At 47.3% G+C, this 26157-nt stretch carries 20 protein-coding genes; 16 read left to right on the top strand and 4 right to left on the bottom strand.

Annotation, left to right across the window (positions count from 1 at the left end; genetic code table 11):
- The first annotated feature begins 189 nt into the window (after positions 1-189).
- The 4 genes from topA (at position 190) to ribA (ending at position 6618) form a co-directional block, all read left to right on the top strand.
- Positions 190-2844, top strand: a complete 2655-nt coding sequence (topA, locus tag H3H32_RS12485) for a type I DNA topoisomerase (protein ID WP_182463022.1) — start codon at positions 190-192, stop codon at positions 2842-2844.
- A gap of 115 nt (positions 2845-2959) precedes the next feature.
- Entirely contained in the window at positions 2960-5248 is a 2289-nt protein-coding gene (locus H3H32_RS12480) for a glycoside hydrolase family 20 protein (protein WP_182463021.1), read from the top strand.
- A 123-nt stretch (positions 5249-5371) separates the two neighbouring features.
- Positions 5372-6070, top strand: a complete 699-nt coding sequence (locus H3H32_RS12475) for an SIR2 family NAD-dependent protein deacylase (RefSeq protein ID WP_182463020.1) — start codon at positions 5372-5374, stop codon at positions 6068-6070.
- 35 nt (positions 6071-6105) lie between these two features.
- Positions 6106-6618: a GTP cyclohydrolase II gene (gene ribA / locus H3H32_RS12470; protein ID WP_182463019.1), complete on the top strand. Its 513-nt coding sequence runs from the start codon at positions 6106-6108 to the stop codon at positions 6616-6618.
- Positions 6619-6645: 27 nt separating this feature from the next.
- Here the strand turns inward: ribA and pucL are convergent, their stop codons facing one another.
- The gene (pucL, locus tag H3H32_RS12465) at positions 6646-7491 is read right to left on the bottom strand and encodes a factor-independent urate hydroxylase (protein ID WP_182463018.1); all 846 of its coding nucleotides are present in this window, start codon (positions 7489-7491) and stop codon (positions 6646-6648) included.
- A gap of 65 nt (positions 7492-7556) precedes the next feature.
- On the opposite strand from pucL, the gene allB reads away from it, so the two are divergent.
- The 7 genes from allB (at position 7557) to H3H32_RS12430 (ending at position 17077) form a co-directional block, all read left to right on the top strand.
- Positions 7557-8912 (top strand): allantoinase AllB, encoded by a 1356-nt coding sequence (gene allB / locus H3H32_RS12460; protein ID WP_182463017.1) that lies wholly within the window; start codon positions 7557-7559, stop codon positions 8910-8912.
- Positions 8913-9152: 240 nt separating this feature from the next.
- A complete protein-coding gene (locus tag H3H32_RS12455; RefSeq protein ID WP_182463016.1) occupies positions 9153-10430 on the top strand; it encodes an allantoate amidohydrolase in 1278 nt (425 codons plus the stop codon).
- Between the two features lie 67 nt (positions 10431-10497).
- Complete coding sequence (gene allE, locus H3H32_RS12450; RefSeq protein WP_182463015.1) at positions 10498-11244, top strand: (S)-ureidoglycine aminohydrolase; 747 nt, start codon at positions 10498-10500, stop codon at positions 11242-11244.
- A 144-nt stretch (positions 11245-11388) separates the two neighbouring features.
- Positions 11389-11895, top strand: coding sequence for a 2-oxo-4-hydroxy-4-carboxy-5-ureidoimidazoline decarboxylase (gene uraD, locus H3H32_RS12445; RefSeq protein ID WP_182463014.1), 507 nt, complete (start codon positions 11389-11391; stop codon positions 11893-11895).
- Positions 11892-12227, top strand: coding sequence for a hydroxyisourate hydrolase (gene uraH / locus H3H32_RS12440; RefSeq protein ID WP_182463013.1), 336 nt, complete (start codon positions 11892-11894; stop codon positions 12225-12227). Before uraD ends, uraH begins: the two co-directional genes overlap by 4 nt.
- Positions 12228-12327: 100 nt before the next feature.
- A complete protein-coding gene (locus H3H32_RS12435; protein ID WP_182463012.1) occupies positions 12328-13560 on the top strand; it encodes a M20 family metallo-hydrolase in 1233 nt (410 codons plus the stop codon).
- A 172-nt stretch (positions 13561-13732) separates the two neighbouring features.
- On the top strand, positions 13733-17077 hold the full coding sequence (locus H3H32_RS12430) for a CotH kinase family protein (protein ID WP_182463011.1): 3345 nt from the start codon (positions 13733-13735) through the stop codon (positions 17075-17077).
- 11 nt (positions 17078-17088) lie between these two features.
- Here the strand turns inward: H3H32_RS12430 and H3H32_RS12425 are convergent, their stop codons facing one another.
- Entirely contained in the window at positions 17089-18336 is a 1248-nt protein-coding gene (locus tag H3H32_RS12425; RefSeq protein WP_182463010.1) for a S1C family serine protease, read from the bottom strand.
- A gap of 371 nt (positions 18337-18707) precedes the next feature.
- Here H3H32_RS12425 and H3H32_RS12420 point away from each other — a divergent pair, with 371 nt between their 5' ends.
- Together H3H32_RS12420 and H3H32_RS12415 are read left to right on the top strand one after the other, a co-directional pair.
- Positions 18708-18971, top strand: coding sequence for a hypothetical protein (locus tag H3H32_RS12420; RefSeq protein ID WP_182463009.1), 264 nt, complete (start codon positions 18708-18710; stop codon positions 18969-18971).
- 62 nt (positions 18972-19033) lie between these two features.
- Entirely contained in the window at positions 19034-19519 is a 486-nt protein-coding gene (locus H3H32_RS12415) for an Hsp20/alpha crystallin family protein (RefSeq protein ID WP_182463008.1), read from the top strand.
- A gap of 76 nt (positions 19520-19595) precedes the next feature.
- On the opposite strand, the gene H3H32_RS12410 is transcribed toward H3H32_RS12415, so the two are convergent.
- Positions 19596-20063 (bottom strand): CHRD domain-containing protein, encoded by a 468-nt coding sequence (locus tag H3H32_RS12410; RefSeq protein ID WP_182463007.1) that lies wholly within the window; start codon positions 20061-20063, stop codon positions 19596-19598.
- A 323-nt stretch (positions 20064-20386) separates the two neighbouring features.
- On the opposite strand from H3H32_RS12410, the gene H3H32_RS12405 reads away from it, so the two are divergent.
- Both H3H32_RS12405 and H3H32_RS12400 read left to right on the top strand, forming a co-directional pair.
- Entirely contained in the window at positions 20387-22654 is a 2268-nt protein-coding gene (locus H3H32_RS12405) for an aconitate hydratase (protein ID WP_182463006.1), read from the top strand.
- A 214-nt stretch (positions 22655-22868) separates the two neighbouring features.
- A complete protein-coding gene (locus tag H3H32_RS12400; RefSeq protein WP_182463005.1) occupies positions 22869-23441 on the top strand; it encodes a hypothetical protein in 573 nt (190 codons plus the stop codon).
- Positions 23442-23877: 436 nt separating this feature from the next.
- Here the strand turns inward: H3H32_RS12400 and H3H32_RS12395 are convergent, their stop codons facing one another.
- Entirely contained in the window at positions 23878-24738 is an 861-nt protein-coding gene (locus H3H32_RS12395) for a helix-turn-helix transcriptional regulator (protein WP_182463004.1), read from the bottom strand.
- A gap of 73 nt (positions 24739-24811) precedes the next feature.
- Here H3H32_RS12395 and H3H32_RS12390 point away from each other — a divergent pair, with 73 nt between their 5' ends.
- The gene (locus H3H32_RS12390) at positions 24812-26014 is read left to right on the top strand and encodes a DUF4249 domain-containing protein (protein ID WP_240543755.1); all 1203 of its coding nucleotides are present in this window, start codon (positions 24812-24814) and stop codon (positions 26012-26014) included.
- Positions 26015-26157: the final 143 nt, after the last annotated feature.

Genomic DNA, 26157 nt, shown 5'->3' with positions numbered 1-26157 from the left:
TTGTCCAGTAATTTCGAACGATGCGCCAGTACATGTTGTTATATAAATATCACTGATCTCCAGACTTTCGTTTGCTGTCTATAACTTATGTATTTGCATAAGTCAGTGCTTTTGCGTCTATATTTGGCACGAGCCATGTAGGCAAATGTGCAGAAGGCAGTGGGGACAGTTTCAACCTGAACACCGATTATGTCGAAAAACTTAGTCATAGTAGAGTCGCCAGCGAAGGCGAAAACCATCGAAGGCTACCTCGGTAATGACTTTACAGTGAAGTCTAGCTTTGGTCATGTACGCGATCTGCCCAAAGATGGTTTGGCCGTGGACGTTACCAATGGATTCCAGCCCTCGTACGAAATTTCACCCGATAAAAAGAAGCTTGTCAGTGAATTAAAGGCGCTTGCAAAGTCGGCTGATGAGGTCTGGCTGGCAACGGATGATGACCGCGAGGGAGAAGCTATTTCGTGGCACCTTAAGGAAGCCCTTGGCCTTCGGGATAATACCAAACGAATCGTCTTTCGGGAAATTACCAAAAATGCGATTCAGAATGCGATTAAATCGCCCCGCACCATTGACGTAGACTTAGTTAATGCCCAACAGGCCCGGCGCGTACTCGACCGCTTAGTCGGTTACGAACTGTCGCCGGTGTTATGGCGCAAAATTAAAGGTGGTAGCACGGGCTTATCGGCTGGTCGTGTGCAATCGGTAGCGTTGCGGCTCGTGGTAGAGCGCGAGCGGGAAATTGATAAGCACTCCGCCAAATCTTCCTTTAAAGTTACGGCTCAGTTTATCGTTGATGGAACGAAGGTCCTGAACGCTGAACTACCAAAGAATTTTGCGACTTCGGGTCAGGCTCGGGCGTTTCTGGAAGCGTGTATTGGGGCGACTTTTACGATTAAGAATCTGGAAGTTAAGCCCGCTAAAAAATCCCCTGCACCGCCCTTTACGACCTCAACGCTGCAACAGGAAGCCTCTCGGAAGCTGAGTTATTCGGTGGATCGGACGATGCGGATTGCCCAGAATCTGTACGAAGCAGGTAAGATTTCGTACATGCGTACCGACTCCACCAACCTTTCGACCGAAGCTATCGATAAAGCGGTTGCTGAGATTGGGTCTGAATTTGGTCAGAAATATATCCAGACCCGCCAGTTCAAGACCAAGAACGAGTCGGCACAGGAAGCGCACGAAGCCATTCGCCCAACGAATTTCAACGACCGAAACGCTGGTGCTGATCGCGATCAGAAACGGCTGTATGAATTGATCTGGAAACGGGCTATTGCTTCGCAAATGGCTGATGCTCAATTGGAGCGCACGACCGTAACAATCAGCATTCGATTCGCTAATGGAGCAACGACTACCGTTCAGGCGCATGTCGATGATAGCCCATTTGTCGATACTCCTCCAGCAACCCAAACGCAGCAGTTTCCGAATGAACTGGTTGCGCAGGGTGAAGTCATTAAGTTCGATGGCTTCCTGCGGGTTTACCTCGAATCGAAGGATGACGAGGATGATGAAGATGCCAAAGGCATGTTACCACCTCTGACGATTGGGCAAAGTCTGAATCTTGGTCAGATGAAAGCCACCGAGAAATTTACGCGTCCGCAGCCTCGCTATGCGGAAGCCTCGCTGGTGAAAAAACTGGAAGAAATGGGCATAGGTCGTCCATCGACCTATGCACCGACCATTTCGACCATCATTAACCGAGGTTACGTCGTTAAGCAGGATAAGCCGGGGCAGGAGCGGAAATACATCGAGTACACTCTCCAGCAAAACAACATCAGCGAAACCAGCGGTAAGGAAACCTTCGGCTCCGAAAAAGCTAAGCTATTTCCAACCAATACGGGTATCGTCGTCAATGATTTTCTGGTTGAATATTTCCCGGACATCGTAGATTATCAGTTCACGGCAACCGTAGAGAAAGAGTTTGACGAAATTGCTGATGGCAAAATGAACTGGAAGGCGATGCTCGAAGGGTTCTACGGCGATTTCCATAAAAACATCGAAGATATTCAGGGTTCGTCGATCGTTTCGTTTAAAACGGGTGCTAAAGAGTTAGGACTCGATCCTCGAACGGGCAAGAAAGTATCGGCCCGATTGGGTAAATACGGTGCTTATGCCCAGATCGGTGAATCGACTGACGACGAGAAACCACAATACGCTAACCTACGTGATGGTCAACTAATTGAAACCATCACCTTACAGGAAGCACTGGATTTATTTACACTTCCCCGTGAGGTTGGCTTCTTTGAGGATAAACCGATGGTCATCGGTATTGGTAAGTTTGGCCCCTACGTGAAGCACGATGATAAATATGTGTCGCTGACGAAAGAAGACGATCCATATTCGATTGATGCAGACCGGACTATTCAGCTTATTCAACAGAAACGTGCCGAAGCAGTTAGTGAAGCCATTGGTGAATACGAGGGCAAGCCTGTTACAACTGGGAAAGGACGTTTTGGGCCGTATGTGAAATACGAAGACAAGTACATTTCGATACCCCGGAATGAATCACTGGCTGGCATGACGCTGGATCGAGCTATCGAGTTGATTCTGGCCAAGCGGCAAGCCGAAGCCAATAAATACATCAAAGAGTTTCCGGAGAATCCGGCGGTGAAAGTTGTAAATGGGCAATACGGGCCGTATCTGGCCGTTGGCAAGCGAAACGTCAAAATTCCCAAAGACGTTGACCCGGCTTCGTTAACGCTCGAAGACTGTCTGAAACTCGCGGGCGATGAACCCGCTCCTGCGAAAAAAGCAGCCCCGGCTAAAGCAACAAAGGCAGCTGCAACACCTGCCAAGAAGCCCGCGGCCAAAGCGCCGGCGAAGAAGGCAGCCGCAAAAAAGTAACTAGCAATCGCTTAAAACAAAAGACCTTCTGATACCGGAAGGTCTTTTGTTTTAATACCCTTTGAAATTTCCTGACTATTTTGCCACCTGAACCAACCGCTACCAAACTGGCCGCATGAAACATCTGCTTATTTGTTTGCTACTTTCCTCTTCATTATTTGCCCAAACTCCCGATAATCAATATAACCTGATTCCGTTCCCAGCTCGTTTCTCTGGGCAGAATGGTCAATTTTCAGTAACCTCCAGTACCCGTGTTGTCATTGCGCCTGCTACCGATGCCAGCGTAAAGGCGTTAGCCCAGCTTTTTGCCAGTCAGGTTAAAACGGCGAATGGGTTGGCGTTGACGGTTGCCCCGACAAGCCCTGCGCTGGCAAAAGGCGCTCACATCTTTTTTACGTTAAATAAAAAGCTGGTTCTTGGCGATGAAGGCTACAAATTGACCGTAACGCCGACGAAAGTATTAGCCGAGGCTTCGACCGCCAAAGGCTTATTTTATGCAGCACAAACCATGCGGCAGTTGCTGCCTGCTGGCCAGACTACCACGCCTGCCATGCCCGCCTGTGCCATCACCGACAAACCTCGTTATGGATATCGGGGGCTGATGCTCGATGCAGGACGCTATTTTATGCCGGTGCCCTTCGTTAAGAAATTTATCGACATCATGGCGATGCACAAGCAGAATACGTTTCATTGGCACCTGACTGAAGATCAGGGCTGGCGAATTGAAATCAAAAAATACCCGAAACTAACGCAAGTCGGCAGTAAACGAGCCGAATCGATCGTTGGTCAATACAGTCAGAATTACCCGCAGCAATTTGACGGAAAACCCTCTGGTGGTTTTTATACACAGGAAGAAATCAAAGATGTTGTCCGGTATGCGCAGAGTCGGTTTGTGACCATCATCCCCGAAATTGAAATGCCCGGTCACGCCCAGGCGGCATTGGCATCTTATCCTGAGTTGGGTTGCGATCCGGCTAAAGGCTATCAGGTGGCCACTAAATGGGGTGTTTCAGACCAAGTGTATTGCCCATCCGAGAAGACGTTTACCTTTTTACAGGATGTTTTGACGGAAGTAATTGCCTTATTCCCTGGTAAATACATTCACATTGGGGGCGACGAATGTCCCAAAACGGCCTGGAAAAACAGTGCTTTCTGTCAGGATCTGATGAAGAAAAACAACCTGAAAGATGAACACGAACTGCAAAGCTATTTTATCCGGCGCATCGAGAAATTCCTGAACAGTAAAGGCCGTTCGATCATCGGTTGGGACGAAATTCTGGAAGGTGGACTGGCTCCAAACGCTACCGTCATGAGCTGGCGCGGTACGGAAGGCGGAATTGCTGCGGCTAAACAAAAACATAATGTGGTGATGTCGCCCAACGGCACCTGTTACCTCGATTATTATCAGAGCAACCCGGCTACCGAACCGCTGGCTATTGGTGGCTATCTGCCACTGGATCAGGTATATGCTTACGAACCGCTGCCTACTGAATTGTCGGCTGATGAGCAAAAGTACATTGTTGGAGTTCAGGGCAACATCTGGACGGAGTACCTGCCTACGCCAGAATCGGTTGAGTATATGGCTTTCCCAAGAGCTATTGCACTGGCCGAAATTGGCTGGATGCAAACGGGGCCGCATAATTTCGAGGATTTTGCCCAACGTCTGAAAAATCACTTGCCCAAACTCGACGTTATGTCCGTTAATTACGCGAAGCGGTTGTTCGATATTTCGGCTACAACTCAGGCCAACGATCAAGGCCAGATTCAGGTTCGGCTAAGTAAACTGGATTCCGACAGTCGTATTTTCTATACACTCAACGGGAAAGAGCCGAACGAGAAAAGTACGGAATACATTGGGCCAATAACGCTCACGAAGACGACGACCATTCGGGCCATGACCCAGACTGGAGGAAGGCTTACCCAAACGTTCACGCTTCATAAGGGTAAAAACAAGCCTTACACCTACGCCATCGCACCCGATTCGAACAGTGATCCCAAGACCACTAAACTAACGGATGGCGTACGGGGAGAAACCCCACGGGACCGTCGTCAGTGGACTAGCTTCTCCGGCGATATGGATGTGTTGGTGGATTTAGGCGATGTAACGAGCGTTACGAAAGTCTCATTGAATTTCCTGAAGATCATTATGAATAGGAGCTTTCCGCCTGCCTCGGTCGATATTGCGATTTCGAAAGATGGGAAAGACTTTAAAGAAGCTATTTCTCAGCCCGTTACCTATGATCTAAATGGGCCCTGGGATATTCTGCCTGTTGTTGCCGACTTTAAAACGGCTCGGGCGCGTTATGTACGTATCCGGGCGAAAAACGCAGGTGTTTGCCCCGCTGGCCACCCTAACGCAGGTGAGAAAACCTGGTTTGCCACCGATGAAATTGTTGTAGAGTAACTTTAAATTAGGGGAGGAACGGGAGTAGGGGGAAGAGAGGGAGAAAAGGGTAAGAGGCTATGCAGTCGTCTTTTCCTTTCTCCCTTTCCTCCCTCTCTTCCCCCTACTCCCGTTCCTCCTTTTATGAAAAAAATCGTTGTTTTATCCGGTGCAGGCATTAGTGCCGAAAGTGGAATTCCGACTTTTCGGGCTTCGGATGGCCTTTGGGAAAACCACCGTATTGAGGATGTGGCCACGCCCGAAGCCTGGCATCGTAATCCGGCTTTGGTTCAGGATTTTTATAATCAGCGTCGGAAACAGGCGCTCAGCGTGAAACCTAATGCTGGGCATCTGGCTTTGGTGAAATTAGAGGAAAAGTATGACGTAACGGTCATTACACAGAATGTCGATAATCTCCACGAAAAAGCGGGGTCATCGAAGGTAGTTCATTTGCACGGTGAACTGTTTAAGTCACGCTCAACCATCGATGAGTCATTGATTTATGATATAGAAGGTTGGGAAATTAAACAGGGGGATCTTTGTAAAAAAGGCTCCCAACTTCGTCCACACATTGTTTGGTTTGGCGAAGCAGTACCCATGATGGATGTTGCGGTAGATATCACTCAGGAGGCCGATATTTTTATCGTTGTAGGTACTTCGCTGAATGTGTACCCGGCAGCAGGGTTGGTTTATGCTGTTCAGTCGGGCGTTCCAATTTACGTGGTTGACCCTAACATCCCAACCATGCAGAAACGCCCGAACGTAACCTTCATCGCCGAACCCGCCACCATTGGCCTGACCGAACTGGCCGATCGGTTATTGGCAGAGGCCGACGCTGAATAATACGCTTTTGATTCTAGTGATTCTTTATACTCATCATGATTGTTAAACTTGCAGAGGGAAACCTGAAAACTAAATTCGGAGAATACCGTGAAGTTCTTTTTTATAATGGCCAGAAAGAAGCGATTGCCTTGCTGATGGGCGATGTAGCCGGGGCCGAGAACGTATTATGCAGGGTTCACTCGTCCTGTTTATTTGGCCATGCTTTTAACAGCATTGAATGCGATTGTCGGGAGCAGATGGAGATTTCGCAGCAACTCATTCAGCAGGAAGGCAAAGGCATTGTGATCTGGCTGGATCAGGAAGGGAAAGGGAATGGTCATTTCGCTTTGTTGAAAAGCGTTGAATACAAGCGACTTGGCTTGGCGCCAGCGGATGCCTACGAAGCGGTTGGCTTTAAACGAGATGCCCGAGACTACACAATAGCTGCCGATATATTAAATGAGTTAGGGGTGAAGTCAATCCGAATGTTAACCAACAACCCTCGCAAAGTGGAGCCACTGACAAAGCATGGTGTTGAGGTAGTTGGGATCAGATCAACTGAATTGTAAATCATACATCATACATCATACATCATATTACTCCCTCGTCACCGTCCCTGTTATATAGCCATAAGGCTCGTCAGTGGCGATGAAAATCTCATTCTTATTGTCCATACCAAACTGATCCAGATTGAATGGAATGTGGTGTTTGTTGGGCATAATCAGGCTAATCTCGCTTACTTCCTGCGTTCCTTCCAGTATCGCCGAGCCCATTGCCAGCAGCGTTTGTTGAACTGATAGACTTTTGTGGTGGGCAAAAGTTTTCAGCAGCGTTTCGCGTAAAGCGCTAAAAAGAGCCGTGAAGTCAAGTTCTGTAGATGTGTACACCCAGTTCGCTTCACATTGGGTGGCGAAGATGCGATCCGCCGTTTCTTTCAGAGTGGTGTATTGGTCTTTGATGTAGCCTTCAAAACCCGAGTCAGTTGTTTTTAAAATCAACAGGTCTTTGATGCCTGAAGTTATACTGACGCCATCGGTCGTTTGTACAATCGTAGTGGTGTGTTTTTCGGAGCCACCACCTACATAAGCATGATGATGTGGTTCGCCATCGAAGGCCATGCGCGTCCAGGGGTGTTCGATAATGTGAACGGTTGCCTGCGAAACTTGCGGATTAGTGATGATAAAATAATTGGCTAAATACAATCCGAAGTTCTCGATTGAATCGACAAAATGCTCTTTTGCCAATGCATATACTGTGTTTTTCTGCGTATCGGTCGGTAATATTTTGGAATTGTCGCCCAACGTATGTGCGGTTTCGAAGTCTCCTTCCAGCGAAATAGCAACCGATATCTGTCTGAATTCGTGGTAATTAGGGTGCCGAATGATTTTTGACAGATTCACTGCATTCTTGCCGTATGCATTTTTTTTCAAGCTGATCTTCATGGTTGTTTCGGCCGTTTTGGGTAGTATTGACCTCTAGTATAGAAATTAATTTTCTATTTTTTAGTATGATCGACCTGGCTATCAACGGAAATAAAATCTGTACTCCACACGGAATCAGACAGGCTGTTGTCATTCTGAAAAACGGTCTGATTGCGGATGTTTGCTCAGAAGTGCCGGTAGATTTTGCTGGTGATGTAATCGCTATTGGCGATAGTGTGCTGATGGCGGGTGTTATCGACCCGCACGTCCACATCAACGAACCCGGCCGGACCGATTGGGAGGGTTTTAATACAGCTACTCGTGCCGCTATTGCTGGCGGTTTGACCACGCTGGTCGATATGCCGCTGAATTCGTCACCCGTAACGACAACGGCGGAGGCTTTTGATCAGAAACTGGCGGCTACGCAGGGGCAACTCCATACCAATTGCGGTTTCTGGGGTGGTCTGATACCAGGCAACACCGATGATATCGAGCTGCTCATTGAGAAAGGCGTAGTAGGCTTCAAAGCGTTTCTGACGCATTCTGGTATCGACGATTTTCCAAACGTAACGGAAGAGGACCTGCGAAAAGCGATGCCTCTTATTGCCCGACACGGTTTGCCGTTACTCGTCCATTGCGAATTATCGACAGATGGGCAACTGGCAACGGGTGATCCTCAGTCGTATCAAAACTACCTGTCGTCCCGACCGAAAAAATGGGAAGATGAAGCCATTGCGCTGATGATCAGGCTGTGCGAAGAATACAATTGCCGAACGCACATTGTCCATTTATCGTCGGCGAACTCCATTGAACCCATTGCTATTGCGAAGCGAAACGGCTTGCCACTTACGGTCGAAACGGCCCAGCATTATCTGTATTTTACGGCCGAAACCATTCCAGATGGGCAAACGCAATTTAAATGTGCGCCACCCATTCGGGAAAAAGAAAACAATGATCAGCTGTGGGAAGCGTTACGGGCTGGCATCATTGATTTTGTGGCTACCGATCATTCGCCCGCACCGCCCGATTTGAAACAACTACAAAGTGGCGATTTCATGAAAGCCTGGGGAGGTATCGCTTCACTTCAACTGGCTTTGCCTATACTCTGGACAGCCGCAAAGGAGCGGGGTTTTGCCGTAACAGATATAGCCAGGTGGTTAAGTGAAAAACCAGCTCAATTAGCAGGAGTATCTAATCGAAAAGGCCAGATTGTCAAAGGTTTCGACGCCGATTTAGTGGTCTGGAATCCAGATAAATCCTTCGTTGTTTCAGCGGATTCACTACAGCATAAACATAAAATGACGCCCTATCTGAACGAAGAGCTATATGGCGTTGTCGAGCAAACGTACCTGGCTGGCGAGCTGGTTTTTAAGAATGGCGACTTTATAAAATTGAACGCAGGTAGACTTATTAACTACAGAGACGCGGAGACACAGAGTTAAGGAAATTATAATGAACTTGTTTAAACTTTATGGATTACACCCAAACAAAGAGTAGTTTTTTTGTCATTCCGACGACAGGAGGAATCTCAAAGTTGCGTGTTAGTCAAGCTTGAGATTCCTCCTGTCGTCGGAATGACAAAAACAGGCTAGTATTTTCTGTAAAAGGGGAAATTTAAACAGGTTCAATAACTTTATGTTCTTTGAGTTTCTGTGGTTAAATTATTTTTAGCCATAGGAGATATGACTGACTATTTGCAACGGGCAGAGAACGTACTGGACAAAATAAACCAACTGGCGGGCATCAGTGATGATCCGACATTCGTTACCCGCACCTTCGGAACGAAGGCATTTTTGCAGGGAAGTCGACTGATTCAGACGTGGATGCAGGAGGCTGGTTTGCAAACGCGGGTCGATGCGATTGGTAACGTTCGAGGTCGTTTCGTAAGTCCAATGGCTGGTGCTAAAACGTTTGTGATAGCCTCGCACATGGACACGGTTGTGAACGCCGGGAAGTTCGATGGACCGATGGGCGTAATTATGGGGCTGGATCTGATTGAAAATCTTCGTCAGTTTGGTAAAGCGCTGCCGTTTAATCTGGAACTGATTGCTTTCAGTGATGAAGAGGGTGTTCGATTTCATACAACCTACCTCGGTAGTAAAGTTGTGGCTGGTTCGTTTGATCCGAGTTTGCTGGTAAAAAAAGATGAATCGGGTACGTCACTTAGCGAAGTTATTCAGGCTATGGGAGAGACGACCGACCAATTGCCATCGGATGCGATTGCACCCGATGACTGGCTGGGTTATTTTGAAATCCACATCGAGCAGGGGCCAGTTCTATACGAACGACAGGTGCCCGTAGCAGTTGTTACAGCCATTGCGGGCCAAAAACGGATAGAAGTTACGTTTACGGGAATGGCTGGTCATGCCGGAACCGTACCAATGGATATGCGGCAGGATGCCCTGTGTGCTGCGGCAGAGTTTATTCTGGAGGTTGAGAAATTTGGCTTTGCCAACAGACATAATCTGGTTTCGACGGTTGGCAAACTGAACGTGATAAATGCTGCCAGTAATGTTATTCCGGGCGACGTAAGCTGTAGTCTGGATCTGCGCAGTAATGACCCAGCTTTCCTGGAGTACGCCTATCGGAACATGCAAAAGCAATGTGCCAGTCTATGCGCCGAACGATCGATTACGTTCCAATGGAAACTGATTCAGGAAACAGTCCCCGTAACGTGCGATACTAAACTGAACGAAATGCTCGGTCAGGCAATACAGGCATCTGGTTATGAGCGAATTGATTTGGTAAGTGGTGCTGGACATGATGGCGTTCCAATTTCGCAGGTTTCGCCAATTGCCATGCTATTCGTGCGCTGCTTTCAGGGAATCAGCCATAATCCGTTGGAAAACGTTGAATTGACAGATATGGCCGCTACGCTACAGGTTGCAGATAGATTTTTAAATTATCTTATTGATGGTTTTTGTCATTCCGACGATAGGAGGAATCTCAAAATCTCTTAGTAGCCAACTTTGAGATTCCTCCTATCGTCGAAATGACAAAAACCATAGTGTAAACTAACTTATGCCTATGGAAATTTCAGCACTTACCCGGTCGGTTGTCAAGCGCAATCATGCCGTTATTAGCCCCGATGGGTATATCAATAGTCACGTGCCGGGTTGGGACAACTGCACAGTAAATGTCATTATCAATGAGCAAATGGGAGCCAATCTGTGCCAAACGCTCATTACATTAACAGATAAAGGCAAACTTGTTGGTACCACAAAACAGTCTCAATTATTCTTCTATGTTATTGAAGGACAATGTACTGCAACTGTAAGCGGGGACACAAAGTCATTGAAAACAGGCCAATTTGTGTATATCCCTATCGGGAACGACTATCTGATTGAAGAGCCGGAAGCAGGAACGCAATTGCTTACCTTCCACAAACTCTATGAAAAACTGGAAGGCTATGCTGTACCACCTGTGATTTTCGGTGATGCCGCCAACGTAGCAGGCCCAAGCTATATGGGTGATCCAGCTTTGCGGTTGCAGGTGCTGTTGCCCGATGAATTGTCGTTCGATATGGCTGTCAATATTTTTACCTATGATCCTGGTGGACATTTACCGCTGGTTGAAACGCATATTATGGAGCACGGCCTGATTTATTTGCAAGGGCAGGGGGTGTACATGCTCGATCAAAACTGGTATCCGATCAAAAAAGGTGATTCAATCTGGATGGCGCCCTATTGCCAACAGTGGTTCACAGCTATGGGCAAAGAACCTGCGGTCTATATTTACTACAAGAACGTCAACCGCTTTCCAACTACGGTATAATAGAACGCAGATGATTATGATTGCTAGGATTGATTATGATCAAGATTTTAATAAGCTCCATTCTATACACCTATCGAAAGTGTGAATCTATAAAGTTAGGATATCATCCTTAAATCGTATCAATCATAGTTATCAGCGTTCTATATGACACTACCCGAATTAAATCAACTACCTGCCTCTGACCTCAAAACCGCCCTTTCTACCTGTTGTGGATCAACGACATGGGTTGATGAAATGGCTAAAATTTTTCCCGTTGAGAGTAAGGAAAGCCTGTTTGAACAGGCCGAAGTTATCTGGTTTGGGCTGACTGAAAACGATTGGCGGGAAGCATTTACGCATCACCCTAAAATTGGAGATATTGAGTCGCTGAGGAAAAAGTTCGCATCGACCGCAGCCTGGGCTGAAGGAGAGCAAGCAGGAGTTTCAACCGCGTCGCTCAGTGTGTTGGAAATGCTGTCGGAAGGAAATCAGCTTTACGAAGAGAAGTTTGGCTATATTTTCATCGTATGCGCTACGGGTAAATCGGCGGAAGAAATGCTGGAAATTCTGGAAGTACGGTTACTAAATTCGCCAGAAGAAGAACTTCAGATTGCCATGCAGGAACAGAATAAAATCACGAAAATTCGCCTGGAAAAACTCCTGATCGCATGAGCGTTATAACCACCCACATCCTCGATACAACCCGTGGCAAACCGGCTGAAGCCGTAAGTATCGTCCTGTATCACCAGCAACGCGAATGGATCGAGATCGCACGGGGAATGACCAATACCGATGGCCGAATTGGCGATCTGTTGCCTAAGGAAACCATTTTGCCGACGGGTACCTACAAATTACGCTTTGAAACCGGCGCTTATTTTGAACAGCTTGGCGTCGCTTCATTCTATCCCTTCGTTGAAATCACATTCGCCATCACCACTGGCGAGCATTACCACGTTCCTTTACTACTGAACCCATTTGGGTATTCAACCTATCGGGGGTCTTGACTTAAATAAACAATGGATAATGTAGAATGTACAATGGATAATGATCCAGACAGCCCCATTATTCATTGCACATTCTACATTATTCATTATTACAGGGCTTATGAATATAAACGCAGCACGTCTTCAGCATTACTTTGAAGTTTCGAGTGAGATCGGAAAAATTGGCGAAACCGGAATGTGCCGGCCTGCTCATTCGGCTTTGGAGAAACAGATGTTTGAGCATGCCAAAGGCTGGATGGAAGCTGCCGGACTGACGGTTCGAATAGATAGCTTCGGAAATTTAATCGGCCGACTGACAGGCAAAAATCCAGATGCACCTATTTTAATGACGGGTTCGCACCTAGATACGCAGCCGTATGGAGGCCGATTCGATGGCATCGCGGGCGTGTTATGCGCAATTGAGGCCGTGTGTACCATTGCCGAAAAAGGCATTGTGCCAGAGACGAGTATTGATGTGATTGCCTTTGCCGATGAGGAAAGCTGGCGATTCAACAAAGGCCTTTTTGGCTCGAGAGGCATTCTTGGAAAACTGGAAGAGGGGGAGTTGCAACGGAAAGACAAAGACGGCATCACCCGCGAACAGGCACTGCTCGATTTTGGCTGCGACATCACTAAATTCAACGACGACAAATATGCTCCGGGAAGTATTCGGTGCTTTATCGAGCTGCATATCGAACAGGGGCCAGTCTTAGATAAAACGAACAAACCTATTGGGATTGTTAGCGGTATTGCCGGGCCGCTTTTGCTTAGCTTAACCCTGAAAGGTATGGCTGGTCACGCCGGTTCGGTACCGATGCCGCTTCGGAAAGATGCATTGCTGGGAGCTGCCAAAGTGGTTGTCGCCGTCAATGAGATTGCGTCGCAGTTTACCCCAGCACCTACAGTGGGTACAGTCGGGACGCTCAACGTTTTCCCATCATCCCGAAACATCATTCCCGAAGCCGTTAGCATGACGATGGAGTTCCGGGATATCGATATGGAACGGCGTAATACCTGCGAACGTCAGCTTAAGGAGGCAATTGCTGAAATTACTCAAACCCACGCACTCACCTACGAACTGACCGTGGATACTGATATTAAATCGAGCTACTGTGCCGACTGGATAAAGGATACTATTCGAGCTAGCTGCACCGATTTAGGTCTGGATGCCCCGGAATTGGTGAGCGGGCCTTTTCACGATGCCCTGGTGATGTCGGAAGCTTGTGATTATGGAATGATCTTTGTTCGTTGTAAAGATGGAATCAGCCACAATCCACTAGAGTACGCATCCTATGAAGATCTGGCTTTAGGAAGTGAAGTGTTGTATCAGACAATCCTGAAAATTGTTGGCTGAGACGAGTATAGAAAAGCTTGGTTTTTAGACCCAAAAGCACCTTTAGGCTATGTTGCCGGGGTGCTTTTTGTTTTCGCACCTACTCGAAAGGAGAAAAATGTCTGCCGAAAGTTGAGCAACGGCGTGGATTTTGTATCTAGAATTGATACAGCGTTTTACAAAATCCACGAAAATGAAAACTATTCCATGCTTTAATTTTAAAAAAATAATTAATGGCTTATGCTGGATCGTTTTTCTGCTTGGAATAGGATTTACGAGCAAAGCCCAGCAGCTGTATATCAATGAAATTATGGCTTCGAACGCCCGGACTATTACCGATGGTTCGGGGTCTTACGAAGACTGGTTTGAGATTTATAATCCAAATTCTACCACCGTTAATATTGGTGGTTATTACTTATCGGATAACAGCACATTAACAAAATATCGGCTGCCGACGGGTTCATCCCAAACGATCATTCCGGCCAATGGGTACCTGTTAATTTGGGCAAGCGATGTTACCAGCCGGGGACCACTCCACGTTGGTTTCAAACTCTCGGCGGACGGAGAGATGGTTAGCCTTGTACAGCCAAATGGTACGACCATAGTAGATCAGGTAACATTTGGTCCACAGCGGACTGATGTTTCGTGGGGCCGGCAACCCGACGGATCGACTACCTGGCTCTATTTTCAGCGCACGAATGCGATTAACAACACGAGTCCAGGAGCCAGTAACAATGCTAAAACAGGCTATGCCACCGTTTTGAGTGCGCCGATTTTTTCGCAGGCAGGTGGTTTCTCCACCGCTGGTTTTAGCCTGACAATTACCTCGCCCGATCCGACCGCTACCATTTACTACACACTGGACGGTTCAGAACCAGATCCGATAAATCCGGGCCCCAATACTTTTCAGTATAAAAACAACTACGTCGAACAGCCCGGTCAGGGCAATGGATCGCTGTTGACGGAGAGTTACCGGAGTCTGACCTACACGGCCCCACTTACAATCAGCGACCAGACTAGTTCGCCAAACAAACTGTCGATTAAATCATCGACATTCAACTCATCACCTTATTACGCACCAACGACCCCCATTTTTAAAGGAACCGTGGTGCGGGCAGTGGCTTACAAGCCCAATACACTAATTAGTGACATTGTTACCGAGTCGTATTTTATTGCCCCTACCACGCGCTTTGGAAGCGTTCCTGTTATTTCGATTGCCACCAATGAGGGTTCCTTATTTGACTACTCGAACGGTATTTATACGGCAGGTGCAACATTCGATGGCTGGCGACAAGCGAATCCAACCGCCGAAAGTATTTTCTGTTCGCCCGGTAATTTTTCGAATAAGAGCGATAACTGGCAGCGACCGGCTCATGTACAGTTTTTCATGAATGGCACTTCGCTCTTAAAGCAGCGTATCGATATTGCCATCAATGGGGGTTGCTCGCGGTCCGTTCCTCGTAAAGCGGTGCGGCTGTATGGCGATGACGACTTCACCTATTCGTTTTTCGATAACCGACCTATCAATCAGTTTTACAATCGATTGTTGCTCCGTAGCGGTGGTAACGACTGGGATTTCACAACTATTATTGATGCGTATATGCAAACAATGGTGCGTCACCTGCCCTTCGAGACGCAGTCGAACCGGCCCAGTGTTGTCTTTATGAATGGCGAATATTGGGGCGTTCATAACCTGATAGAGCGGTATGATCAGTATTATCTGAATCGAAACTATGCGGTTGACCCGGATAGTGTCGATGTGATTAAATTCGATTATGGTGCTTACGTGGCTGATAACGGGGACCTGGTGAAATTCTATTCCCTTAAGGATTACTTTGTTGGCTCTCAAACAATTGACTATAATTATGTTAATCAGCAAATGGACGTGGAGAGCTTTTCGGACTACCAGATAGCCGAAATCTATTCCGGGAATTTCGATTGGCCGTATAATAACCAGCAACTCTGGCGTAAACGGACCAGCCAGTATCTGCCGAATGCCCCCAAAGGGCAAGACGGTCGATTCCGCTGGATGATGAACGACATGGACTGGACACTTGGAGCGGGTAATGACTACACATCCAATTCGCTTGACCGAGCTACTTCTGTGGGGAACTATGGCACCGATGTTACCGAGTATACCCGTTTTTTACGTCGATTGCTGGAAGTAAACAGTTATAAATCGTACTTTATCAATCGCTTTGCCGACCTGCTCAATACAACCTTCATCACGAGCCGCACGGTTGACTTGCTCAATACCTTCCAACAGGATTACCAGCCGTTGATGACCGAGCATTTCAGTCGATGGAAAACCAACAATTCGCTAACCAAATGGCTTAGTAATGTCAATATTGTCCGTACATATTTGCAACAACGTCCTGCTTATGTGCGCGATCATATTCGCTCCCGCTTTAGCTTGAGTAACAACCGAAACATTACATTGACTGTGTCTGATGCTACGCAGGGCTATGTAAAAGTAAATACCATCGATATTTTGCCGACTACGACTGGGGTAGCTGCAAATCCGTATCCCTGGACAGGAGTTTATTTCCAGGGCAATGCGATACGAATTGTAGCTAAGCCGTTGGTTGGGTACCGATTTATCGCCTGGAAGGAAAACGGAACTGTCGTTTCAACCGATACGGCCTATAGTTTCGATCCTACTGCTAACCGAACGCTTACGGCTTTCTTCGATATCGATAATTCGTTTGGTGGCAAACCGGCTGCCTATCTCCTAAGTAGCTGCGAATACCGCTTTGAGAGTTTCTCGGCCACGACTCCAGCAGGCACTTACCCACCAAACATGCATTTTGTGAGCATGAATCAGGAAGATCCTCCTTTGTCGGCCACGTATGCGGTGGCCGATACGGTGAAAGGAAGCTATAACCTCACCAGCGCCACCCGTATAAATGGACTTGGAGTCGATGGTATGTCGTTCATTAATACGGGTAGCGGACCTGCTGGTTACATTTCTACGGCTTTGGGGGGCATGGTATTAGCGTTGCGAACAACCAATCTTACTGAGGCTTCGATACAATGGACAGGGGGCACGGTGGTTCCTAATCCGCGTCAATACAATATTCGACTTCGCTACCGGCTAGGGAATTCTGGCCCATTTACTGATTTGTTAGACGCGGCCAATAATCCGGTTGAATACGTTCGGAATGCTACAGCAGGGCATAGTCAGGTAATTGGGCCAGTGGCACTACCGGCAACGCTGCTCAACAAACCTTACATTCAATTCTTGTGGCAATACTATTATACCGGTGTAGGTACCTCTGGAGCACGCGATCAGCTTCGCATCGACGATATTATTATAAAACGAGGTGGTTGCCAGAGCGTATCGTCGGGAAGTTGGCATACGGCCAGTACCTGGGGCTGTGGGCGCGTGCCCAGTGTGTGTGATGATGTCGTGATTAGTGACGGACACATAGTTACCGTAGAAGCGAATACTGCATTAGCCCACAGCATTCGCTTTGAACCGACAGGGCAGCTGCAATATGTGAACACCGATGCGTCGGTATTTATCAAAAATCAGTAATGAATTGAATTTTAAGGTGCCGAACCCCGATCAAGACCGAATCGGAACGATTGTAAAATGGCCCGATAATAGGTATCATAAACCTGCGACTGGCTGTTAGGGCAGGCTAATTCGACCGAAAGCAGGTAGTTGGGATGGCCTGATACGATAAACCGGTCCAGTTCAATCTCGCTGATATTTTCATTTCGACCAATGGCGGTGTAGAGCCGGGCTGGAATCTGATCAAGCGTAATGACCGACGAATCCGTAAAGGCAAAACCGTTATTGGCTTCCAGTGTTCGTCGCTTAAAGGCCGCTGGCCAACGGTTCAGAATGCCGGCCCAGACCCGACCGCTGGGTGGCTGATAGAAAACCACCCGAATGCCACCGGCCAGATAACCTGTTTCTGGATTGTAGGCTCCATCCGGCGCAAACACGCAGGTGTACACATAACTGGTGTCGGGATCGACACCATAGCGCCAGCGGCTTCCCTGATACGTTTGCCAACCACGTGGATATAGCATGGAGAATAGTTTCTGTGGATGTTCGTAGGTAGTGAATAGTTTTTCAAACTGCTCGGCATCCCGTTTTTTCTGCATCGCCAGTACGTCACTAACAGTGTAGCGAACAGCGTGCCCTTGTTTATCAAGCGCATCTTTTATGTACTGCACCGATAGCGCAAAATTTAGGTTTTGTCCACGCTCATCGCCAAGCGTATTGATGCCAACCACCTCACCATAAAGATTGAGTAATGGCCCACCACTATTTCCGTGCGAGATAGGAGCGGTTATTTGTAGATAAGCCACACTGTCGAGCTGCCGACGCTGAGCGAAATTCCCAACCGATGGCGTGTGGGCGTAAGCAATTGGGTTGCCAATCGTCACAACCGTTTCGCCCGATTTTAATTCATCATCATTACCCAGCGGGAGGGCGGCCAGATCGATTTCCGCATCGATTTTGAGTATAGCAAAATCAGGATAGCCCGGATCGCTAAAATTGTAGTCCACAACCCCCAACACTGGATACGTTCGGCCATTCGATAGGGTAACCTCAATTCGTTCTGCATCGCGGATAACGTGGTAGTTGGTTACGATCAGACCTTTTGAGTCGATGACGAACCCGGTGCCGAGCATAGTCCGGTTGTTTGCCTGATAGCCCTTGACTTCCACCACTGAAGAGTCGGCCTGAGCGATGACATCTTCAACAGGCATTTTTCGTTTCCAGCAGGCAACAAGTTCAACTGACAAACAGAGTACTAATAAAACCGCCGATAATTTCATAGTGGGTTGACTAGATTGGGGAGTTCGCGTTTAGATGTTTTATGCCCTAAAAGTCCACCGATCCCGCGCTAACCTCAATAGTTACCACTAACTATTTTTGACTTTTTCTACTCAATATAATTAGATTGTTTTGGTTTTAAGTGTCTGGAAATAAGGTTCTTGTATTTGAAAATGGTTGGCTGATAACTCGCTGAAGTCTAAGCTCTGAAAAAAAGTTTACGATTTTTTAAAGTAAAACAATTCGCTTCTCCGTCATCCCTACTAAAGCCGCAAAGCTAGAAGTTGGCGTCTCGAAAAAATCGGCCGTCAATGTTCGTCTCTACCAACTTCAGGCAAAAAGGCTTTTCTGAAACCATTTAAACATAAACAACATGAACATCATTTGGAGAGTAGCTGGTGTAGCACTGGCGGTCGGGTTGGTCCTGTTTCTACTTACCCTTATTGTAAAAGTATTGCTGGTTGGTTTGGGGTTATTCCTGGTGGTTCGCGTAGCAGGCGCCCGGTTAGCCGGCCGATCATTCGGACGATTTGAACGGGGTGGCTGGCAGTCATCGAATATTATATCCATCGACAATCCAACCTATCGTTCACCCATAAGTGTACAACGTTATGAACGGGTCATCCCAATCAACTAAGCCAGAACAAGTAAACACACAAAAACAAAATCAGTAAACACAAGACTAAAACACACACAACCATGTATAATAAACAAGCATTTCAATCAGAACATAAAGGTAATTGTGGTCCCTGGGGACGAGGTAAATTTGGCGGAAACTGGGGTGGTCCCATGTTTGGCCGCGGTAAATTCGGTAAATTCTGGGAAGGTCGTCACGCCGGTGGTTTCCAGCACGTACCTGTCAATATTGAAGAAACCGATGCCGAATATACCATCTCGCTCTATGCGGCAGGGCTGGTAAAAGAGAACGTTAAGCTAACGGTTAAAGACGATGTCCTGACGATTTCGTATCAGAGCACTGATCAGCCGAATGCAGAGGAACAGTCAGCATCGAGCAAGTATACGTATCAGGAGTACGGCAACCAGTCGTTCGAACGGTCGTTCCAGCTCAACGACAAAGTCCTCACCGAAAGCATCTCGGCTAGTTATGCCGATGGCGTGCTGAAAGTGGTTCTTCCCAAGAATCCAGCTACCAATAAGCCTGCGCAGACGATCTCTGTGGCCTAGTAAATTGAGTAATAAATAACAAAAATGCCAGACCGTAAAATACAGTCTGGCATTTTTGTTTGCAGCTAGTTGTAAACTATTGCTTTTTGATATCGCCACGAATTTCACCGGCCGGGTAGACCGTCGTATGTAGGTTGGCGTAATAAAAACCATTCTTAAGACTATCTACCCGATTCTGATTCGCTAATTGAAATGTGCCAATAATCGGGCTGGTTAAACTCGTGAAAGGTATTTCAACACCACCTGTCAAGGCTGTTGTATTCGTAACACGGTGTAAATGACCGGCTGTTAATGACGAGGTGAAGGGACCCGTGTACGTTACCGTGTAGCTTAATACACGGGTTGATTCATCAACTACACCTGTAAACGTGCCTGTAGCTGCCGACGAGGTAGAGGTTGGTTTTTCGCTGGCACCGTTGAGCGTTGCTGTTAACTTGGTTGTAGTGGAAGTGATCGTTGGGTTGTCGTCGTTTTTACACGATGAAAAAGCAAAGGCTAAAGCCAGTAGTGCAGTGATTGATAGGATTGTGTTTTTCTTATTCATACGAGTTAGTAGCTATGCATTAACCGTTTTCGTTTGATGAATTGTACCTTCCAACGGGTTAATGCGATTTTAATCAACAAGGTACTCGTTAAATGACTATTTCGTGCAAAATGTGACTAATAAACAGAGCGAACGGTAAGGTATATAGTATAGGTGCCTATATCACTGGTTCGCATTCATGATCAGAACAGTTCCAAATTATCAGAATATTTCTAAAACGAGCCAGAAACTTCTACTTTTAAGCCACGTATTTGAATCCATTTACCGAGTTCTGTGGTTGTCTTTATAGAATATATTTTCAGTAACCTGTTATCCTACTTACTATGGCTTTTGACTTAGATATGATTCAGCGCGTGTACGCTAACCTCGGTAAACGCGTCGAAGCAGCCCGGAAGGCAGTGGGCAAACCGCTGACCTTGTCGGAGAAAATTTTATACAGTCACCTTTTTGCTGGCGAAACAACCCAGGCGTTTGAGCGGGGAAAAGCCTATGTGGATTTCGCCCCAGACCGTGTGGCTATGCAGGATGCAACGGCCCAAATGGCGTTATTGCAGTTTATGCAGGCAGGTCGGCCTCAAGTAGCTGTTCCCTCTACCGTTCACTGCGACCACTTGATTCAGGCCGAAGTAGGAGCCGTTCAGGATTTAGATATTGCGAAGAGCAAAAACAAAGAAGTATACGACTTCCTGGCGTCTATTTCCAATAAATATGGTATTGGTTTCTGGAAACCAGGTGCTGGTATCATTCACCAGGTTGTACTTGAAAACTACGCCTTTCCGGGTGGTATGATGATCGGTACCGATTCGCACACACCAAACGCGGGTGGTCTGGGTATGATCGCCATTGGCGTGGGTGGAGCTGATGCCTGCGACGTTATGGCGGGCTTAGCCTGGGAATTGAAAATGCCCAAACTGATCGGTGTGAAACTGACTGGTAAACTGAGCGGTTGGGCATCAGCTAAAGACGTTATTCTGCGTGTAGCGGGTATCCTGACCGTAAAAGGCGGAACGGGTTGTATTGTTGAATACTTCGGCGAAGGTGCCGAAAGTCTGTCGGCTACGGGTAAAGGCACGATTTGTAACATGGGTGCTGAAATTGGGGCAACTACCTCGATTTTCGCCTATGACGAGAAAATGGCCGATTACCTGAAAGCGACCAGCCGGGCTGATATTGCTGCCGCAGCCGACGCTGTGAAAGCTGATTTGCGGTCGGATGACGAAGTGTATGCAGACCCTGCTTCGTACTACGACCAACTCATCGAAATCGACCTGTCGACGCTGGAACCACACATCAATGGTCCATTTACGCCAGATTTAGCGTGGCCGCTGTCGAATTTTGCTAAAGCGGTGAAAGAAAATAACTGGCCTGCCAAACTAGAAGTCGGTTTGATTGGTTCCTGCACCAACTCCAGCTACGAAGACATGACTCGTTCGGCTTCGGTAGCGGCTCAGGCCACGGCGAAGAATCTGAAAACCAAGGCCGAATTTACGGTAACGCCGGGTTCTGAACTGGTTCGGTTCACGGCTGAGCGCGATGGTTTGCTCGATACGTTCGAAGAGATCGGTGGCGTGGTTCTGGCCAATGCCTGCGGTCCTTGTATCGGACAGTGGGCGCGTCACATGGATGACCCAACCCGTAAAAACTCGATCATCACGTCGTTCAACCGGAACTTCGCTAAACGGAATGACGGTAACGCCAGCACCCACGCTTTCGTGGCATCACCCGAAATCGTGACAGCACTCGTTATTGCGGGTGACCTGACGTTCAACCCAATGACCGATACACTGACCAACGAAGCAGGTGAGCAGGTCATGCTCGACGAGCCACAGGGTATTGAGCAACCCGTTAAAGGCTATGCTGTTGATGATGCTGGTTATCAGGCTCCCGCCGAAGACGGATCGGATGTGCAGGTAATCGTTTCGCCAACGTCGGACCGTTTGCAATTGCTGGCTCCATTTGCGGCCTGGGAGGGTACTGATCTGAAAGGATTGAAACTGCTGATCAAAGCGAAAGGCAAGTGTACCACCGACCATATTTCGATGGCGGGTCCCTGGTTGAAATTCCGTGGTCACCTCGACAACATTTCGAACAATATGCTGATTGGCGCGGTGAACTTCTACAATGAGAAGACCAACAGCGTTAAAAACCAACTGACCGGCGAGTATGGTGAAGTGCCTGCTGTTCAACGCGCTTACAAAGCTGCGGGCATCGGTTCGATTGTCGTTGGTGACGAAAACTACGGCGAAGGTTCGTCTCGTGAGCACGCAGCTATGGAGCCTCGTTTCCTAGGTGTTCGTGCTATTCTGGTGCGTTCATTCGCTCGTATTCACGAAACCAACCTGAAAAAACAGGGTATGCTGGCGTTAACATTTGCTAACCCTGCTGATTACGACAAAATTCAGGAAGATGATGTGATCGACATCGATGGCCTGACCGAGTTTTCGCCAGGTCGTCCGCTCGAAATCGTTCTGCATCACGCTGATGGCACCACAGATGAGTTCCCTGTGAACCATACCTACAACGAAGGCCAAATCGAGTGGTTCAAAGCGGGTGCCGCTCTGAACATCATTCGGATGAAGCAAAATGCCTAATTAATAGGCACATAACTAGTTAACAAGCTGGCCCGGTCGATTGCTAATCACAATTGACCGGGCCAGCTTGTTGATGGCGCAAGGCTCCAGCCTTGCGCCATCTTAGCGTATTACTACGCATAGTTTACCGTTTACTAAAGATCAGATACAAAACGTTCGCTTAGCGCCCAACATTTGCGGTGAGGATTATTGTTAACCATAAACGACTAAGCAAATGAAGTTAGCAAAATTTGAAAAGAACAGAATCAATTTCGATGACTTTCAGGCGGAAACCTCTTTAGAAAAATTATTGGGCACGTTTGCGTCGCCCGGTTTGGGCCCTAGCTTTCCCTTGCCCAGTTTTTTCTCAATCGATACGTTGAGCGTAACGAGAACGGTGGGGAAAGGGCGCACCAATCTTACATTTATCCAGCCCGATATTGTTCAGGCTGATGCGATGACACCTTACGCTAGTTTCGATAGACGAAATTCGCCTATTCGTAATCCGACTATCCAGATGCATTTTGAGCCAGTCGCCTATGGAATAACCTCGGTTTCCAATTACGTAATGGTCTTTCTTATTGAGAATTCCAGTCAGAATCAGTTTAGTCTTCAAGGGAATGCTGGACTCGGCACAGTTGGGAACGCAGGAACAAAAGTGTTGAATGGCAAACAGGCAGTTGCGTTAACGTTTAGTAATGTACCTCCTTCGCAACAGATATATGGGTATTTGGAGCAAACGGCAGGGAGTAGCTGGAATTATTATTCAACAACAATTCGATTTCCCCTGCCAGTAGTGCACTCGTGACTTACCAACCGGGAAAAGATAGTAACCACAGAGGCACCGAGAATACGGAGAGAAATGGAACAAAATTCATTTTGAAACTCAGTTTTCTCTCTGTATTCTTGGTGCCTCTGTGATTACCAGATTGCTGTACAACGGTAGCTCGGCTATCGTTTGCTCTTTCTGAGTTATGAACGGCCTACGAAACTCCTAAATCCATCCGACTACTCCCATTGATTTATCCGACCTGATCAACCTCTTTGATTTTGAAAAAAAAGCATTGGGAGTAATGACAACACTGGCTTATGAATACGTGGCCAGCGGAGCCGCCGATGAACTGACCGTCCGTTAGAATCGGGAGTCGCTGGACAACCTGAAACTTAACCCAAGTATACTGAGAGATGTTAACCAGCACCACCACTTTAAACGTGTTCTCAATTATCACGTCGATTTCGATGCACTACGGCTTTTGCCCTTGAGCGGCTGTTTGACGAAAGCGTCCAGGAGTTAGGCCATAGTGCTTTTTGAAGAGCTTTGTCAAATGGCTACTATCGGTAAAGCCAAATTCAGTGGTAATCTGCGTAATACTTTGATTACTGAATCGCAACCGATTCTCGATCATCCTGAGCTTATACTTAAGGATGTAAACTTGCAGCGATTCCCCCATTTGCTTTTTAAATAACACGCTTAAATAGCTGGCCGACCGATTAAAGCGTCCTACTAATCGTTCAATTCGCAAGGCGTTTGGGTCCTGAATATGTTGGCAGATATACAGCAAGAGTTCCTCCATTAGTTTTGGGCTTGGACGCTGTTGGGATTCATGTGTTCGTTGCCGAACCAACGTACGAGATAGCATCACCAAAAGTGCTTTCATGATTCCATTAATGATCAGCATGTCATAGCCTTCTTCCCGATCATATTCATGCACTAGTACAATCAGCAAATGCTCCAAAAGCTCTTTTTCGCCTGGATCTTTCACCAAACTTCCGTTGGCCTGGTAAGGGGTTTGAAGTAAATACTCGACCATAGGTAGCCACTGGGTGGATTGGGCCAACGCAGGGTCCCGAATAAACAACTCCGTGAAACGGATATAACAAAATGTAGTCGGTTCTTGAATCTCAAAGAAATGGTAATCTTCCGGGCCTAATAAAAACACGTCCCCCGTTGCGTAAGAAAAGGTATGACCATTTATAAAATGCCGCCCAAGACCGTTACGGATAAAAATAATTTCAAAATAGCTATGCTTGTGAACCGGGTGCGGCCAGCGATCTACGGTAAAGTGATAGACATTAAAGGGCTCATGCTGAATATAACGTTTCATATAATCAATATACAACTGTCAATAGGAATATACTAGCAAATAACTGATTTATACCAAAATCGAACTAGGCCGCTTGTCTACTTTTGAAGGTAATTTCCTGTTTGGCTATATGCGTTCAGTAATCATCATTCTATTGATTTGCCTAAGCAGTTGCTTAGGACTCGTTAGGTGTGTTGACCCCAGGCCAGCAACCATTAACAGCTCGCTTAATGTGCTGATTGTTGATGGCACCCTTACCGATAAGGCGGAGACTCAGGTGATTCGGCTTAATCGCTCCCAGGCGGACCCCCTCAGCGGTCGATTAGGGTATCTACCCGTCACTAAGGCTAACGTACAGCTCGTCGTTGATTCAGGAAACGTGGTGATCGCTCAGGAAACTACCGATGGCCGCTATCAGCTACCCGCTGACTTTCAGGGTCAAGCTGGCCATACGTATCAACTCAAGTTCACGCTATCGGATGGCACGCACTATGAATCAACCCCCGAGTTACTTCAGCCCGTGGCGCCCATCGGGCAAGTTCGCGCTCAGTTTAATCCCACAAGTTTAAGCGGAACGGAGCGATTAAATAATATTTATACGGCCGCTCATGATTTCTACGTAGACTTTACCGACCCGGCTAATCAAACCAATTATTACCGGTGGGAATGGACGGATTGGGAACGCCAGGAATGGTGCCGTAGTTGCCAGCGAGGACTCTACCAAATTCTTGATGCGCAAGGAGCCTTATTGGAAGATTGTGTCAATAATACGTTAAATTCTTCCTTCCCTAATTATGATTATAATTGTCGAACAGCCTGTTGGGAAATTATTTACAGCAATAACCTGATCTTGTTCAGCGATCAGTACAGCAATGGGAATCCAGTCAAAGGCCTGCTTGTTGGCCGCATTCCACTCTACTCGAAAGAGCATTGCCTGGTTGACATTAGACAAAGCTCCTTAACCAAATCGGCTTACGAGTACCTGAAGCGATTGAGTGACCAGACTCAGACGACAGGTGGTGTGGACGGTGGGCAGCCGGCTCTGCTGGTCGGCAACATACACAATGTGGCGCAGTACAATGAAGCGGTGGTTGGGTATTTTACCGTATCCAGCGTTTCTTCGTTTCGCTATTGGCTAACCCGTAGTGATGCGAGTGGTTTCACGCCTGGCTTATTTCAAGCCCTGAACGGTCATGACCCGACCCGGGAGCCAGCTATCGGTAACCGCCCTCCACTAGCCGTTTGTGTCTCCAGTGATACCCGAACGCCGTATAAACCCGAAGGCTGGCGTGACTGAACCTTATAACGCCCAATGGGCCTAAGCGCTTATACCTACTGCCTGATGTTGTTTTTATCAGTTTTCCAAGCTCAGTCGTTGCCCAAACCACCTACCCAGTATAGTCCACGTCACAGGGCTACAATCGAACCGGAAGAATAGCG

The sequence above is a fragment of the Spirosoma foliorum genome (assembly GCF_014117325.1).
GTDB classification, from domain to species: domain Bacteria; phylum Bacteroidota; class Bacteroidia; order Cytophagales; family Spirosomataceae; genus Spirosoma; species Spirosoma foliorum.
The sequence above is the reverse complement of the archived record's forward strand: the minus strand, read 5'-3'. Positions and strand labels throughout refer to the sequence as shown.

Excerpts from the sequence above, each read along its gene's own strand:
- uraH (WP_182463013.1), top strand. The coding sequence starts at position 11,892 with ATGAGCGTTATAACCACCCACATCCTCGATACAACCCGTGGCAAACCG.
- allB (WP_182463017.1), top strand. The coding sequence starts at position 7,557 with ATGATCGACCTGGCTATCAACGGAAATAAAATCTGTACTCCACACGGA.
- H3H32_RS12420 (WP_182463009.1), top strand. The coding sequence starts at position 18,708 with ATGAACATCATTTGGAGAGTAGCTGGTGTAGCACTGGCGGTCGGGTTG.
- pucL (WP_182463018.1), bottom strand. The coding sequence starts at position 7,491 with ATGAAGATCAGCTTGAAAAAAAATGCATACGGCAAGAATGCAGTGAAT.
- H3H32_RS12410 (WP_182463007.1), bottom strand. The coding sequence starts at position 20,063 with ATGAATAAGAAAAACACAATCCTATCAATCACTGCACTACTGGCTTTA.
- H3H32_RS12395 (WP_182463004.1), bottom strand. The coding sequence starts at position 24,738 with ATGAAACGTTATATTCAGCATGAGCCCTTTAATGTCTATCACTTTACC.
- H3H32_RS12405 (WP_182463006.1), top strand. The coding sequence starts at position 20,387 with ATGGCTTTTGACTTAGATATGATTCAGCGCGTGTACGCTAACCTCGGT.
- ribA (WP_182463019.1), top strand. The coding sequence starts at position 6,106 with ATGATTGTTAAACTTGCAGAGGGAAACCTGAAAACTAAATTCGGAGAA.
- uraD (WP_182463014.1), top strand. The coding sequence starts at position 11,389 with ATGACACTACCCGAATTAAATCAACTACCTGCCTCTGACCTCAAAACC.
- H3H32_RS12425 (WP_182463010.1), bottom strand. The coding sequence starts at position 18,336 with ATGAAATTATCGGCGGTTTTATTAGTACTCTGTTTGTCAGTTGAACTT.
- H3H32_RS12435 (WP_182463012.1), top strand. The coding sequence starts at position 12,328 with ATGAATATAAACGCAGCACGTCTTCAGCATTACTTTGAAGTTTCGAGT.
- H3H32_RS12430 (WP_182463011.1), top strand. The coding sequence starts at position 13,733 with ATGAAAACTATTCCATGCTTTAATTTTAAAAAAATAATTAATGGCTTA.
- H3H32_RS12415 (WP_182463008.1), top strand. The coding sequence starts at position 19,034 with ATGTATAATAAACAAGCATTTCAATCAGAACATAAAGGTAATTGTGGT.
- H3H32_RS12400 (WP_182463005.1), top strand. The coding sequence starts at position 22,869 with ATGAAGTTAGCAAAATTTGAAAAGAACAGAATCAATTTCGATGACTTT.
- topA (WP_182463022.1), top strand. The coding sequence starts at position 190 with ATGTCGAAAAACTTAGTCATAGTAGAGTCGCCAGCGAAGGCGAAAACC.
- H3H32_RS12475 (WP_182463020.1), top strand. The coding sequence starts at position 5,372 with ATGAAAAAAATCGTTGTTTTATCCGGTGCAGGCATTAGTGCCGAAAGT.
- allE (WP_182463015.1), top strand. The coding sequence starts at position 10,498 with ATGGAAATTTCAGCACTTACCCGGTCGGTTGTCAAGCGCAATCATGCC.
- H3H32_RS12480 (WP_182463021.1), top strand. The coding sequence starts at position 2,960 with ATGAAACATCTGCTTATTTGTTTGCTACTTTCCTCTTCATTATTTGCC.
- H3H32_RS12455 (WP_182463016.1), top strand. The coding sequence starts at position 9,153 with ATGACTGACTATTTGCAACGGGCAGAGAACGTACTGGACAAAATAAAC.